The 15,066-nt window shown below is 42.8% G+C and carries 14 protein-coding genes; 11 read left to right on the top strand and 3 right to left on the bottom strand.

All coding sequences use genetic code 11. From position 1 onward, the window contains the following. Positions 1-196 precede the first annotated feature (196 nt). The 3 genes from AC6RV6_RS22830 to AC6RV6_RS22820 all read left to right on the top strand — a co-directional run bounded on the left by AC6RV6_RS22830 (position 197) and on the right by AC6RV6_RS22820 (position 3,533). On the top strand, positions 197-1,546 hold the full coding sequence (locus tag AC6RV6_RS22830; protein WP_500243186.1) for a flippase: 1,350 nt from the start codon (positions 197-199) through the stop codon (positions 1,544-1,546). 143 nt (positions 1,547-1,689) lie between these two features. After that, positions 1,690-2,604 (top strand): ParA family protein, encoded by a 915-nt coding sequence (locus tag AC6RV6_RS22825; protein ID WP_500243185.1) that lies wholly within the window; start codon positions 1,690-1,692, stop codon positions 2,602-2,604. Positions 2,605-2,657: 53 nt separating this feature from the next. Continuing rightward, positions 2,658-3,533 carry a ParA family protein gene (locus AC6RV6_RS22820; protein ID WP_500243184.1) on the top strand — a complete coding sequence of 292 codons (876 nt, stop codon included), beginning with the start codon at positions 2,658-2,660 and terminating at the stop codon, positions 3,531-3,533. A 26-nt stretch (positions 3,534-3,559) separates the two neighbouring features. On the opposite strand, the gene AC6RV6_RS22815 is transcribed toward AC6RV6_RS22820, so the two are convergent. Further along, entirely contained in the window at positions 3,560-4,039 is a 480-nt protein-coding gene (locus tag AC6RV6_RS22815; protein WP_500243183.1) for a GNAT family N-acetyltransferase, read from the bottom strand. Between the two features lie 34 nt (positions 4,040-4,073). Next, positions 4,074-4,673 carry a MiaE family protein gene (locus tag AC6RV6_RS22810; protein ID WP_500243182.1) on the bottom strand — a complete coding sequence of 200 codons (600 nt, stop codon included), beginning with the start codon at positions 4,671-4,673 and terminating at the stop codon, positions 4,074-4,076. 318 nt (positions 4,674-4,991) lie between these two features. Between AC6RV6_RS22810 and AC6RV6_RS22805 the strand changes: the two genes are divergently transcribed. After that, a complete protein-coding gene (locus AC6RV6_RS22805) occupies positions 4,992-5,738 on the top strand; it encodes a metallophosphoesterase family protein (RefSeq protein WP_500243181.1) in 747 nt (248 codons plus the stop codon). Positions 5,739-5,775: 37 nt separating this feature from the next. Here AC6RV6_RS22805 and AC6RV6_RS22800 read toward each other — a convergent pair whose 3' ends face one another. Further along, positions 5,776-6,648: a M48 family metallopeptidase gene (locus AC6RV6_RS22800; protein ID WP_500243180.1), complete on the bottom strand. Its 873-nt coding sequence runs from the start codon at positions 6,646-6,648 to the stop codon at positions 5,776-5,778. 316 nt (positions 6,649-6,964) lie between these two features. Here AC6RV6_RS22800 and AC6RV6_RS22795 point away from each other — a divergent pair, with 316 nt between their 5' ends. From AC6RV6_RS22795 to AC6RV6_RS22765, 7 genes are all read left to right on the top strand, one after another. Further along, positions 6,965-7,390, top strand: a complete 426-nt coding sequence (locus tag AC6RV6_RS22795; RefSeq protein WP_500243179.1) for a hypothetical protein — start codon at positions 6,965-6,967, stop codon at positions 7,388-7,390. 237 nt (positions 7,391-7,627) lie between these two features. Next, complete coding sequence (locus AC6RV6_RS22790) at positions 7,628-8,650, top strand: NAD-dependent epimerase/dehydratase family protein (protein ID WP_500243178.1); 1,023 nt, start codon at positions 7,628-7,630, stop codon at positions 8,648-8,650. Positions 8,651-8,707: 57 nt separating this feature from the next. Then, the gene (locus AC6RV6_RS22785) at positions 8,708-10,576 is read left to right on the top strand and encodes an ABC transporter ATP-binding protein (protein WP_500243177.1); all 1,869 of its coding nucleotides are present in this window, start codon (positions 8,708-8,710) and stop codon (positions 10,574-10,576) included. Positions 10,577-10,629: 53 nt separating this feature from the next. After that, positions 10,630-11,607: an SDR family oxidoreductase gene (locus AC6RV6_RS22780; RefSeq protein WP_500243176.1), complete on the top strand. Its 978-nt coding sequence runs from the start codon at positions 10,630-10,632 to the stop codon at positions 11,605-11,607. Positions 11,608-11,634: 27 nt separating this feature from the next. Beyond that, positions 11,635-12,627: an NAD-dependent epimerase/dehydratase family protein gene (locus AC6RV6_RS22775; protein ID WP_500243175.1), complete on the top strand. Its 993-nt coding sequence runs from the start codon at positions 11,635-11,637 to the stop codon at positions 12,625-12,627. Further along, complete coding sequence (locus tag AC6RV6_RS22770) at positions 12,624-14,249, top strand: phosphotransferase (protein WP_500243174.1); 1,626 nt, start codon at positions 12,624-12,626, stop codon at positions 14,247-14,249. Before AC6RV6_RS22775 ends, AC6RV6_RS22770 begins: the two co-directional genes overlap by 4 nt. Before the next feature lie 3 nt (positions 14,250-14,252). Beyond that, a complete protein-coding gene (locus AC6RV6_RS22765) occupies positions 14,253-15,050 on the top strand; it encodes a transketolase (RefSeq protein WP_500243173.1) in 798 nt (265 codons plus the stop codon). The last annotated feature ends 16 nt before the right edge of the window (positions 15,051-15,066 follow it).

Raw genomic sequence — 15,066 nt, 5'->3', positions numbered from 1 at the left:
TTAAACCTTGCTCAGGATAACAGATCGGTTTGATTTCGCAAGATGACCTTTAACATAAATCAACATCGAACCCCAAATATCATGTAAGCTAACGAAGATTCTGCTCTGCTCGATCTCGTAAATATTAGCGATCGCAACCTTCTAACAACGATCGAACGACAATTTTAGAATCCCAAAATCAAAATATAACAAAAGAATGACCCAAACTTCTCTTGGTGAAACTGACAGCAGTCTTAGACTCAATGTTTTGGCACAAAATGCAACAATGATTCTGTTGTTGCAAGGTGCAGGAATGGTTTTGACTTACCTCGCGCAAGTCTTTCTTGCCCGATGGATGGGAAAAACCGAATATGGTATTTATGAATATGTCATTTCTTGGTCGTTAGTGCTTGCTATTCCTGCAAGTTTGGGTTTACCGCGTGCCGTCTTGCGATTTATTTCAGAATATCGCGTCCGACATGAATGGGAAGAGTTAAGAGGGTTAATTTTAATCAGTTGGAAGTTTACAATCGGAGTAGGCTTACTTCTCTGTTTAGGAGGAACTGAAGTCATTTTTTTCTTCGATCGTTATAATAACTTTACTTATACTCCTATTCTGCTGATAGGAATTTGGTTAATCCCTCTACAAGCATTAATCTTATTACATGAAGATATGGCCAGAGGCGCTGATAACATTCTTTTCGCTTATGGGCCATCGAAGGTAATCTGGCCGCTTTTTGTATTGTTAGGAGGGCTATTTCTATTTCAGCGCAACTATCATTTAACTAGTATCCCGATGACTCGAATGGCACTACTAACGCTATTCATTGTTGTGGTTATTCAATATTCTTATCTCTGGTTCAAATTCGATCGTGAAATTGGTGAAGCAAAGCCTCTTTACAAACCTCGTCAATGGTTATTAGTAGCATTTCCTTTAATATTAGACCATGCTTTTGATATCCTTTTAGAAAGAATAGATATTCTTATGATAGGTTCTTTACTTGGAGCTGGAGCAGTAGGAATTTATAGTGCGGCGGCAAAAACAGCATTATGGACTTATTTTGTTTTGCAAAGTTTAAATCTTGTTGCTGCACCTGCTTATGCGATTCTTTATGCCCGAGGCGATCGCGAAGGTTTGCAAAAAGTGGTGGCGACAGTAACACTGTGGATTTTTGCCCCGTCTCTTGCGATCGCGGCCACTTTAGCGATTTTTTCCCAACCTATTCTTAGTCTTTTTGGTGCGGAATTCGTAACGGCGCACTGGGCATTAAAAATTCTCCTGATCGGACACATCGTCGATGTATTCTGTGGCTCTGTCGGAAATTTAATGGTGATGACCGGCCATCAGAATAAATCTGTCATTGTCTCGATTTGTTCCTGTATTCTGAATATTAGCTTAAATGTCATTTTAATTCCTCAATTTGGAGCAATAGGAGCAGCAATTGCCACTACTTGTACTTTAGTTGTTTGGAATATTTGGCTTTGTCTGTTAGTCATTAAATATATCAAAATCAATCCCTCAATTTTCTACTATCTCGGCATGAGTAAAAACTCAATCGCTGATTGAGACATAAAAATTATAAATCTTTCATCAAAGCTCGATCGAGAAGATTAAATAATTGACAATTTTACCCAATTTTCAATATTATTTCACCCGAAGGGAAAATGTTGACATTTTCCCAAAACTCCAACTTCGGACTATGATTGAGATTGGCAAATACGAAACGCAGCTATATGGGATACATTGTTTCGATCGCGAATATGAAAGGAGGGGTAGGGAAAACTACCATTACCGTGAACTTGGCGACTTGTCTGGCACGCGATCGCAAAAGACGGGTTCTCATTGTCGATCTCGATACCCAAATCAATGCCACCCTCAGCATGATGCCACCGTTGTACTTTGCCAAGTTAAAACAAGAAAGGCGCACCCTGAAAACTCTCGTTCATCAAACCATTAGAACCGATACGGAAAAAAGGTTATCGATCGAGGAAATTATCTATCGCGATATTTGTCAAATAAAAGGGCTAGATATTTTAGCCGGCGATGTCGAACTGTACGATGATTTTGTCTTGTCTGCCCTAATTTCCACCAAATCTCAATCCCATCAACAAGACTTTGAGCATACATGGAATAATGTTGAAAATAATCTCATTCGCGTTTTGCTTAAACCGATTATTAAACAATACGATTTGATTTTTCTTGATTTTCCACCGGGAGATAGTTTAATTACTCGCAGTGCATTACTTGCCAGTCACTATTACCTAATTCCAGCTAAAGCCGAACCGCTTTCCGTTGTGGGAATTGGCTTACTGGAAAGTCGCATCGAACAACTGAGAAAAGTTAATCGCGGCGCGATCGAATCTTTAGGAATTGTCTATACTTCTCGCGGACACATCACCGATATGGAACGCAAAGTTAAGTATCGTCTCGAACAAGAATTTGGAACAGATAAAATCTTTTCTACAGAAATTCCTCTGAATGTTGATGTCGCTCGGGCGGTTGATGATTTTCAACCCGTTGTTCTCAATAGTCCTCATTCTTCTGGAGCCAAAGCCTTTGTTAAACTCGCCTCAGAATTTCTGCAAAAATTAGTTAAAGTTGTTAAGAGTAAAAAGAGAAAATAAGCGCTACAATATAAACCCAGATATTGACTTTGTTCAAGCGGGAGACTCTGTGCATGGCCTTGGTTTTAACCACAATTAATATGAAAGGTGGAGTCGGTAAAACCACTCTAACTGTTAACCTTGCGACTTGTTTGGCAAAGAATTATGCTAAACGAGTTCTTATTGTCGATTTAGACTCGCAAATTAGTGCAACATTAAGCACTATTTCTCCTCATGATTTTTCACGCTTGCGAAAAGGAAGACGAACAATTAGTTATTTGATTGATAAAATAATTCGCCCTTATATCTCTCGAAAATATTCCACCGAAGATATGATCGTACAGTCAGTTGCTGATGTTGTAGGACTCGATCTACTACCGGGAGATATTGAACTATATGACGAATATACGATCGCAGAAACTCTTTATAAAAAAGCGACCAAAGAAGAAATCAAAAAGTTTTCTCAAGTCTGGCAGCATTTTGAGAGTATTTTGATTCAAAACATTCTCATGCCTATCAGCGATCGCTATGATTTTATTCTCATTGATTGCGCTCCGGGTTACAATCTTTTGACACGAAGTGCGATTGTTGCCAGTAATTTCTACTTACTTCCCGCCAGACCCGAACCATTATCTTTAATCGGGATTCAGCTTTTAGAAAGAAGAATTGAAAAACTCAGAAAACAATACAATCCTAACCTCAATGTTAATTTATTGGGAATTATTTTTATTTTATCAGGTGGAATGTTTAGCGGACGTTATTACAATCAAGTGATTCAACGAATCGAGCAGGATTTTGATACTAACAAAATTTTTAAAATGCGAGTCCCAATGGATGTCAATGTTGCTAAAGCAGTTGACAATTTTACCCCCGTTGTTCTCAATTCTCCCAATTCATCGGGAGCCAAAGCCTTTATAAAAATAGCCGAAGAATTTATGCAAAAAGTGTGATTTTGTTATTGGTTATTGGTTATTCACTAAAACTTTTTAATATAAAGCCGATCGCAGCGTTGAGTCTCTCCTCCTGTTGAAAATTGATAGCCGCAACTTTCGTAAAGTCCTACGGCTTCCTTGAGAACTGTTGCTGTTTCGAGCCAAATTTCTTGAAATCCTCGTTCTACGATCGCGCCTTCCAATTGCTGCAATAAGAAACGCCCCAAGCCTTTTCCTCTTGCTTCCGGTAACAAATACATTTTTCGCAACTCTACTGCCCGAGCGCCCTTCTCAGTGGGATAATAAGCACCCGTGCCAACAATTTTCCCCGAATGTTCGACAACCCAAAACTCGCCCCCTTTGCTTAAATAACACTCTTCAACTTCGATCGCATCGCGATCGCTACAACCACATTCCCAAGGTAAACCATACTCCAACAAAACATCGCGAATCAAAGTAGAAGCAGCTTCGCGATCGCCAACTTCCCAATTCCGTATTAAAAAATCCCGATAAACTTGCCGCATTGCCAATAACCAATAACAAATAACCAATAATAAATTAACTATGAATCCTCGGTTCCGGGTGTAGCGTCGAAAGAATCTCACTCTCAGCGATCGCCAATTCTTCTAAGCGAGATTGCACGGTATCACGATCGCAATACTCCTGAGCCAACAGCCAATAAATACCATAGTGTCGCGCCTCAGAAACCATTAAACCGCGATAAAATGCTGCCAATTCGGGATCCGGACAATATGTACCCAACAAGCCCAGACGCTCGTGAGAACGCGCCTCAATTAAACTAGAAACCAGCAATAAATCCAAACCCCGCTCGGGTTCTTGGCGACGCACGAGGGCTTTTAATTGTTTGCCATAAGGAGGAGCATTGAGCGGTGCGAGGGGGATTCCACGGCGTTCTAGCCACTGATTGACCTGCTCGAAATGCTCCAATTCTTCTTTAGCGATCGCCGTTAATTTTCGCACCAGAACCGAGCGAGCCGGATAGCGAAACATCAATTCAATCGCAATTGAAGCCGCCTTGCGCTCGCAGTGGGAATGATCGAGAAGAATCGTATCGAGATTGGCGATCGCTTGCTCCACCCATTCCCCACGAGTCGGCTGTTGAAGGATTTTTATCTTTGTCGAGGAAAAATCAGACATGATACGGAAAAAAGGCACGTTTTCCTCGGGCTAGTGTAGCCGATTTACCGATTGGAGTGGGGGGAAAAAAAGGTAAAATAAAAACACTTGTCTGGAATTTTAAGATTTGCTCCCGTTGACCGTCGCTATTATAGGGATATTCGCTTCGGAAAGATAGACAATATCGTTTCGATTTTGAAGGATTCGGTTTTGAGTTATTCGATTTTGAGTCCCTCGTCCGTAAAATTTTTCGCAAAATTTTTTCGCGGATTATCTCTAGGGAAATCGTAAATATCCGCCCTGCCACTTAACCTTATGGAAGTTCAAAAGCAAAATAAAATGACCCGTCGAATTTTTATTGGGGATGTCCACGGTCACTACGACGCGCTCATGATTTTACTAGATGCGATCGCGCCTGATGGAGACGATCGCGTTTATTTTGTTGGGGATTTAGTCGATCGAGGACCCAAAAGCGCTCACGTGGTCGATTTTGTCATGAACAGTCCCTATGAGTGCATCCTCGGCAATCACGAGCAAATGCTGATTGAGGTCATGGCCGATCGCGAAATTCCCGAACACTTTCGCCAATCTTGGCTTTATAGCGGCGGTCATGCCACCCTAAAAAGTTATGGCGATCGCGAAATTCCCGAAGAGCATCTCACTTGGTTGAAAAACTTGCCAAATTATTTAGATTTAGGCGATATTTGGTTGGTTCACGCCGGAGTCGATCCGCGTTTGCCTTTAGAGCAACAAACCTCAGAACAATTTTGCTGGATTCGCGACGAATTTCATAGCACCTGCAAGCCCTTTTTTGCCAATAAATTAATTATTACCGGACACACGATTACCTTTACTATCCCCGGAGTGATGCCCGGTAAATTAGCGCAGGGTTCAGGTTGGCTGGACATCGATACAGGAGCTTATCATCGCCAAAGCGGTTGGCTTACGGGAGTCGATATGTTACATAAACGGGTTTATCAGGTCAATACCCGTCAACAACGCCTCCGTTCTCTCGATTTAGAAGAAGCAGTGATCAATATTAAACCGTCGAGAATTATGCCCCGACGGTTATTACAAAAACTTTAAGCGAATTGGGAAGCAATTATCGATTACCCATCACCCATTACAAATACCGACGCATGAAATTTTCGTAGGAGCGATTGTCCGTACCTCCGATTTCATTGGGCTGAGGGGGAGCTTCTTGTATCATTGTTTGCAAAATTCGCACGCGATCGCCAGTTGCAGGGTGGGTACTGAGAATCGGTGGCAAACGAGAACCCCCTTGTTGTCCCAACTTAGTCATGAACGATACCATCGCTTCAGGAGCGTATCCCGCTTCCCGCAAAGTTTGTAACCCCGTCTTATCCGCATCGAGTTCAGCCCCTCGACTATTGGGCAGACTTAACGCCACCTGTACGCCAATTTGCACGGCTTGCGAGGAATTCAATCCTGCCGCCGATAAAAGTCCTTGAGTAATAGCCTGTTCCCGCATCTGTTTGATGGCATGACGGCCGGTAATATGACCGATTTCATGGCTCACCACACTGGCCAGTTCCGCTTCGTTGCTCGCTAAAGCCATCAAGCCCAAATTAACATAAACAAAACCCCCCATTGTCGCAAAAGCATTGACCCCCGAATCTGCTACCACTTGAAAAGTATAGGGAATATCCGAGCGATCGCTATGGGGAACCAAGCGATTGCCAATTTGCTCAACATAATGAGTCAAAGCAGGAGCTTTAACAATTGGCGTTCCGCGACGTGCGAGTTGTACGGTAATCTGTTCGTTGATCTTGTTGCCGAGGGACACTTCTTGTTTATCAGAAATCGTCGATAACTGTATAATTTGAGCGCCGCGCAAAATTAATTCGATTAACGAAATCCCTTGACTGGTTTGGGCTGTTCCCAGCCACAGGCTCAAAGCCGTAACGACACTCAGCAACCCATACAGCCAACGTTGCTTCTTGCGCCAAAAGAAATGAGAAAATTTTTCTAACATAGCCCGTTTCTCGTGAGGAATGAGATTGAAACCCTTGGTTTTTATACTGGCATATCTGACTCGATCCGGACAAAATTTGTTGCCTCAAAAGGGTTGACTTTGCGATCGCGCTCATCTGAAAATTCGATCCCTTGTACAAAAATCGCGCTTTACTGTAGAGTGGATGCTTGGCAGTAATCAATAATTATTTTACTCTGGGGTACGCAATATCGATTGTGTCTTGGAGTCATGAAGTGGGCTTCGACGGTCTTCACGATCTCAGTCTCTTCAACGCAGCCTTTGGTCACTCAAGACGTGATTTTTAATGGAGGTGGAAGTGCAGAAAAGGTGTGCGCGAAATCGGAAGCGATCTAAGCGCAGAGCAATTTATTGTCCCATTCACGGCTGTTATTTAGATAGTGTCAGTGCCAAACATTCTTTGTATGTTGACTCGGCGCAAGAGTTACAAACGCGAGGAGTGAGTCGAAGATCGGCATTGATGTTGGTTGCTCAGCACGGTTCGATAGTCGTCTCTGGAGAATGGCTGGAAGCCTTTTGGTGTGCGGAATGCGAAACCATCGATTGGTATCATGTTCATCGACTCAGCGATCGCCAATATCGAGTCTCTCCTGTCCCTCAAGAATTATGGCAGCAAGCCGTTGGAGTCATCGATCCTCAAGGAAATGTATCCGTAAGTGAATTTACGCGACGAAATTCTCGGATGGTTCGTTTTGGCGGAGTCAAAGACTTTCGCTTTATGTGACATATCTAGAAACAATAACCTCGGTTTCCCGAATATCAAGCCAGTCATAGTCTTAAATTCCTCGCTCTTCGAGCTTCACGAATTGCTTTAAGCCTCCTCTAGATAGAGTCGAAACAGTTAATTTTCCATGAGTTTCATGCAAAGTAAAGACTTCTAGAAAATTGGGTCAATCTCCTAGTTGACATTTTGCAAAAGTTTCGTCACACTGAGCAAAAAGTTAAAAAAACTTAAAATTGAATGGCATCGTCCCAACTATTTTCCCAACCGAAAACCTATCTCATCACAGGAGGAGCGGGTTTTATTGGTTCTCATATATCTGAAACTTTGATCGAGCAAGGATACCGCGTTTTAGCGATCGATAATCTCTCGACGGGAAGTTTAGATAATATTCGTCATCTTCTCAACCATCCTAACTTTCAATTTGCTTATGCCAGCATTGCCGATGAAGTGGTATTAGATCGGTTAATGTCAGAAGCCGATGTTGCGATCCATCTTGCAGCTGCCGTGGGGGTTAAATTAATTGTCGAACAGCCAGTTCATACGATTGAAACGAATGTGATGGGCATGGAATCCGTCCTGCAAGCCGCCATTCGCTATCGAGTGAAGACAGTTATTGCTTCAACCTCTGAGGTGTATGGCAAGGGAAATAAAGTCCCATTCGTTGAAGATGATGATGTCGTCCTCGGTCCCACTTGTCGATCGCGTTGGTCTTATGCTGCTACCAAAATGGTAGATGAATTTCTAGCTTTGGCCTATTATCGCGAGAAAGGATTACCGGTGGTAATTGCTCGTTTATTTAACACCGTCGGACCGCGACAAACCGGACAATATGGGATGGTTGTTCCTCGCTTTGTCCAACAAGCTTTAAAAGGAGAAAATTTGAGCGTTTATGGAGATGGTAAACAGAGTCGCTGTTTTCTCCATGTTTCTGATGCAGTGAAAGCATTGCTAGAGTTAGCGGAATGTAGCGAGGCAATCGGGGAAGTGTTTAATGTGGGTTCAACCGAAGAAATTAGCATTTTAGAATTGGCACGGAAAGTGATTGCTTTGGCGACAAAAAAAGAGAAAGAAAGTCAATCCACTATTGAATTTATTCCTTATGGACAAGCTTACGCGCCGGGCTTTGAGGATATGCAGCGCCGCGTTCCCGATAATACCAAAATTCAGCAATATATTGGTTGGAAACCCACTCAATCTTTGGAGAAAATCTTGCAGGACGTTCTTGTCAGTTTTGCGAAAATGGAATCATCCGTTTGTTAATAATAATTCTTGCTTCTGTTTGCTACTTATTAAGTTGGAACTTGAGGGATATTTCAATTGTTCAAAAAAATATCGAACCGGATTAGAAGATTTCGTACCTATTTTAACGAGCAGATTACCAGTCCAGCCTATCAATTAATCTTTGCGATCGCGAATCGCAATCGTAAATATTTAGTTTTAGTATTCAATGGAAACTTATTAGCTTCCACATTAGAAGCGGGGACTTTTGGTGTCATTTATCTCTCTCTTGGTGTTTTAGTGGGAGATGTGACATTGAGTGGGGTTAATAATCCTTTTATTGCTAATCCTTTAACACAAGGTTTATTAAAACAATTAACTCAACAGCAAACCTTTGTGTTTTTTGTCTTGTTGGCAATGATCATTCAAATCGTTAAAAGCATAGTTCAGTATTTATCAGCAATATGGGCCAATGAATTAGCCATTAGCATGGGGGAAGAAGTGAGCGATCGCCTGTTTGATATTGTTCTTCGCTTATCGTTTCCTTGTGCAAGCAGTTATAAAGTCGGAGACTTACTCTCCTATATTGGAGGTGCAGGGATTGTACAAAGACAAATCCAGACATGGCAAAATTTCTTGATCGAGTTTTTTATGTTTTTGGCTTATTTGGGTGTTATTTTATGGATTTCCCCAAAATTATCAATCTTTGCCGTCATCCTTTCAGCAATTTTATTTGCTTTTCAACGCTATTTAGAACCCCGGTTTAAACAACTATCCTTAGAAAGTACAAGGATTGGCGTTGAGGTTGGGAAAGAAACCACAGAATCAATGCAAGGGCTGCGATTAATTCATACTTTTGGACGACAAATGGAAGTTGTGGAAAAAGTAAGATATTTGCGAAGAAAAATCATTCCCGTGCAACGTACAGGCGCTCGTTTGGGAGCGATGAACGGACCAATAAGCAGCACATTAGTTATGTTTATTGTGAGTGGATTATTGATTGGAGGCTTCGGGATCTTAGGTCACTCCACAAGAGTTCTCGTCCCTGCCCTCCTAACTTTTATTAGTGCTTTCAATCGCATGGCCACTCAGGCTCAACGAGTCATGTTAATCCTGAATGGTTTAGCCGGAAATTTGGGTCAAATGACTCGGCTGAATGAAATTTTAGATGCCAGCGATAAGGAATTTGCCCGTTTTGCAGGCAAAGAATTTGTAGGATTAAAAGAAGGAGTCGTTTTCGATCGCGTTTTCCTGCAATATCAGGAAGGAAAGGATTTTGCCTTAAAAGAGGTATCTTTTCGTGTCGATAAAGGCAAAGTTGTAGCTTTGGTGGGTTCGTCTGGAGCAGGTAAATCGTCAATTGCCGATCTGATCGTTGGATTGTATCGTCCAACCGAGGGTGCGATCTGGATTGATGGAGATAACCTGCAAGAATATAGTCCACCTAGCTGGCGATCGCGTTTGGGGGTGGTGAGTCAAGATACTTTTATTTTCAACACGAGTATTTTGGAAAATATTCGCTATGGCATGGGAGAAGTATCCGACGACCAAGTAATTGAAGCAGCAAAACAAGCTCAAGCTCACGGATTTATTAGCCAACTTCCTCTCGGTTACGAAACAATTGTGGGAGAAAGGGGGTATCGTCTATCCGGAGGTCAGCGACAACGAGTTGCCTTGGCTCGAGCAATTCTCAAGCAACCCGAGATTTTAATTCTCGATGAAGCAACGAGTGCCTTAGATAGTCAATCAGAACGTTTGGTACAAGAAGCATTGGGCAAATTTCAAAGCGATCGCACTGCGTTAGTCATTGCCCATCGTCTTTCTACTATTGTTAATGCTGATGAGATTATCGTCCTCGAACAGGGAAGAGTGGTAGAGCGAGGAAATCATCGCGAATTACTTGCCTTAGATGGTTTATATGCTAACTATTGGCAATTACAGTCCCAAGGCAGCGAAGTCGTTGCCTAATGTTTTGATGGTTATGGAAGCGAACAGTTTTTTTGTGTAGGAGAGATCAGAAAATGCGATCGCTAGTAACAGGAGGAGCAGGATTTATTGGCTCTCATGTCGTTGATGCCCTCCTCGCTTTGGGTCACGATATTGTCGTGCTGGATAATTTTAGTACGGGTCGTCGGTCAAATTTAGATCGCGTCCGCGATCGCATTGAATTAGTCCAGTGCGATCTGGCAGTGGCCGACCAATGGATTGAGAAATTTAAGGATATCGATTGGGTTTTTCATTTAGCAGCCCTCGCGGATATCGTTCCCAGCATTCAAAAACCAGATGCCTATTTTCGCGCCAATGTAGACGGAACTTTCAACGTTTTGCAAGCCAGTATTGCCTCGGGAGTCAAGCGCTTCGTCTATGCGGCTTCCTCGTCCTGTTATGGGATTCCCGATAATTACCCCACCCCAGAAACCGCAGAAATTCGCCCTCAATATCCCTATGCTTTAACTAAGCGTCTCGGTGAGGAGTTGGTTATGCACTGGGCGCAAGTTTATAAGCTCCCAGCTTTGTCTCTGCGCTTTTTCAATGTCTACGGCACTCGCTCGCGGACTTCCGGTACCTACGGGGCAGTATTTGGGGTATTTCTGGCTCAGAAGTTGAGTGGGAAACCTTTTACCATTGTTGGTGACGGCGAGCAAACTCGGGATTTTACCTATGTTACTGATGTGGCGGCGGCTATGGTGGCAGCAGCAAAGAGCGATCGCCTCGGGGAAATCTACAATGTCGGCAGTGGTAAAACCGTCTCAGTCAACCGTTTGGCAGAATTACTCGGGGGCGAAACCACCCACATTCCCAAACGACCGGGAGAACCAGATTGTACTTTTGCCGATATTGGCAAAATTCAGCAAAAATTAAACTGGTCTCCCCAAGTTCCTCTTGAGGATGGTGTTGCCAAAATTCTCGAAAATATTGACTATTGGCGCAATGCCCCCGTGTGGACACCAGATAAAATTGCTACGGCAACGAAGGATTGGTTTAAGTACCTCTCTTAAAAAACAAGCGAAAGGAGGCTGCCTTAAATGAAAGAAGAGACAAAGCGAGTTTACATTACCGGCGGGGCTGGATATGTTGGTGCGAGGCTTGTTCCACGACTTCTCAAAGAAGGTTATTCCGTCACTGTTCTCGATCTCATGATCTATGGTGAGGAAGTTTTGGAATCTCATCCTCAACTAACTAAAATTAAAGGAGATATTCGCGATCGCGCTCTTTTAAAAGAAACTATCTCCGGACATGATGCCATCATTCACCTCGCTTGTATTTCCAACGACCCCAGTTTTGAACTCAATCCCACATTAGGAAAATCGATTAATTTAGATGCGTTTCGCCCTTTAGTAGAAATCAGCAAAGAACTCGGAGTACAACGCTTTATTTATGCCTCTTCGTCATCGGTTTACGGAATTAAACAAGAGCCGGATGTTCACGAAGAAATGCTGCTCGAACCCTTGACAGATTATTCTAAATTCAAGGCAGAATGCGAGAAAATTTTAGCGGCATATCAATCTCCTGAATTTACTACCGTCACCATTCGACCTGCGACAGTATGCGGGTACTCTCCTCGGCAACGGCTAGATGTAGTCGTGAATATCCTCTCAAATTTGGCCTATCATAAGCGGGAAATTAGTGTTTTCGGTGGTCAACAACTGCGCCCTAATATTCATATTGAGGATATGGTGGAGAGCTATCTTGTTTTGTTGCGATCGCCCAAAGAAAAAATTGCCGGAGAAATTTTCAATGCTGGTTATGAAAATCAATCTGTGCTGGAATTGGCACAAACAGTTCAGCAAGTGATGGGAGAAGATGTCAAGCTGGTGACTACCCCAACCGATGACAATCGTTCCTATCATATCTCTTCCCAGAAAATTGCCCGAATTCTCGGGTTTGCCCCTCAACATACCATCCAAGACGCTGTTAAAGATATGAAGCAAGCCTTTGACTCGGGTTTGCTCCCAGATTCCTTAACCAATGAGCGGTATTTTAATATTAAACGAATGCAGAGTTTAGAGTTGCAGTGATATTTCGCATTGGCATTGATTTTGACAATACTATTGCCTCTTACGATCGCCTTTTTCCTAAGATTGCCAAGGAACTCAATCTCCTGAAAGGAAATGTTCCTATCTCCAAAAATGAAGTCAAACAAAGTCTTTTAGCAGAACCCCAAGGCGATCGCATTTGGCAAAAATTACAGGGAAAAGTCTATGGAAAATATATGTTGCAAGCAGATATCTTTCCGGGCTTTTACGAATTTCTCTATCGAAGTAAACTGCTCGGCCATCAGGTCTTTATTGTCAGTCATAAAACAGAATTTGGACATTTTGATGAGGAGCGAATTTCTCTACGAAGACAAGCCCTAAAATGGATGAATGCCAATAAAATTGTGGGGGCTGATGCTTTTTCAATTGATAGAGCAAATATTTTCTTTGCCTCAACAAGAGAGGAGAAAGTTTCTCGTATTCGCTCGCTGAATTGTACCCATTTTATTGACGATTTATCGGTTGTTTTTGCGGAACCTACTTTTCCAGAAAATATCGAAAAAATTTGGTTTGTTCCTCAAAAAAAATATCTTCAAACTGAATCTCTTACCCTCTTTTCATCATGGCGAGAAATTACGAACACTCTATATAGTCCGTGGAAGGAAGCAGAAATATTAAAACTTACTCAATTCAAGTTTTCCGAACTCAGTATAGAGCAAGTTTATCTCAGAAAAGGGCGAGGTAATAGTAGAATTTATCAGTTAAAAAGTGTAGACAACAATTACGCCCTGAAGGTTTATCCCGATCGCCAGAAAGATTCGCGTCCGAGACTGGAAACCGAATCCAGCGCCTGTCAAACTTTACTTGCGAGACATTATCCCGTCCCTCAATGTATCGATACCGATCGCGATTTGGGTTGGGGGATTTATAGCTGGCTCGAGGGAGAAGCGATCGCCACTATCGATCGCTCATTTTTAACGGCAACCCTCGATTTTGTGCGACGCTTAAAAATAGATAGCCGATCGCAAAATGAGGATCGCGATCGCTTATTTCCGGAAGCCTCAGAAGCCTGTTTGAGTGGTGGAGAAATTGCCAGACAAATTGAGGCTCGAAAACAGAAATTAAGTACAGCCGAATCAAAATTGTTACAAAACTTTCTCGAAAGAGAATTTGCCCCCGCTTTACAAACTGCGATCGCAACAGCTCAAGAAAATTTTGCGAGACAATTCAATACGGTTTTACCTCGCCCTTTGCAAATTCTCAGTCCTTCGGATTTCGGCGCTCATAATGCTTTGAAAATGAGTGATGGTGAAATTATCTTTCTGGACTTTGAATACTTTGGCTGGGACGATCCCGTAAAATTAGTGGCGGATTTTTACTGGCATCCAGCAATGGAGATTTCTGAAGAATTAAAAGCACAGTGGCTCGATGATTCCTTAAAATTATTCGGAGACGATCCGAACTTTGCCCGACGATTAGAAAATTATTTGCCCTTATATGGTTTAAGATGGTGCTTGATTTTACTGAATGAATTTTTGCGGCAGGGTCTCGATCGCCGACTTCATACTGGAAGATTGAATCAAGATACCGATCGCCAAAACATTTACAATACGCAATTAAATAAAGCGCGAAACCTACTCGAGAAAATCAAGGAGATCCCTTAAGTTATGGACGCTCGTTCCAAACATTTAAGAAAGTTAATTGTTGATGCCCTTGTTGGTGGTGGAAGGGGACATTTGGGATCCTCTATGTCAATGGTGGAGATTCTACGAGTCTTGTATGATTCCTTTCTCAACTATCGCCCCGCAGAACCCCTTTGGCGCGATCGCGATCGCTTCATTCTCAGCAAGGGTCACGGTTGCTTGGCCTTATACGCTATTTTGGTGGACAAAGGCTTTTTTCCAGAAGAAGAACTCGTGACTTTTTGCAAATCGACCTCGCGACTCGGGGGGCATCCCGAACGAGGTAAACTACCGGGAATTGAGGCTTCAACCGGAGCATTGGGTCACGGGTTGCCCATGGCCGTTGGTGTTGCTCTCGCCGCCAAAATTCGCCGACAATCCTATCGGGTAGTGGCGATTACTGGAGATGGGGAAATTAACGAAGGATCGGTGTGGGAGGCAGCCATGTCAGCAGCCAAACACCAACTCGACAATCTCACCGTTTTTGTGGACTATAACAAACTGCAATCTTACGGATTTACGAAAGAAGTCCTCGATCTCGAACCCCTCGCCAATAAATGGCGGAGTTTTGGCTTTGCCGTCGCCGAGGTGGACGGTCACGATATGGGAGTATTAGAGAAACTCGTAACTCGCTTGCCTTTAAGCGATCGCCAACCCACTGCCATTATTTGCCATACCATCAAATCGAAAGGCTTTCCCTTTGCCGAAAATCGCCCCGAGTGGCATCATCGTTCCCGTCTTAAGGAAGAAGAAATTGCCGCCATGTACGCTTGTTTAACGTAATAGAAAATCCGTATTT

Source organism: Spirulina sp. LEGE 11439 (genome assembly GCF_059821285.1).
This window is presented reverse-complemented; position numbering and strand designations above follow the sequence as displayed.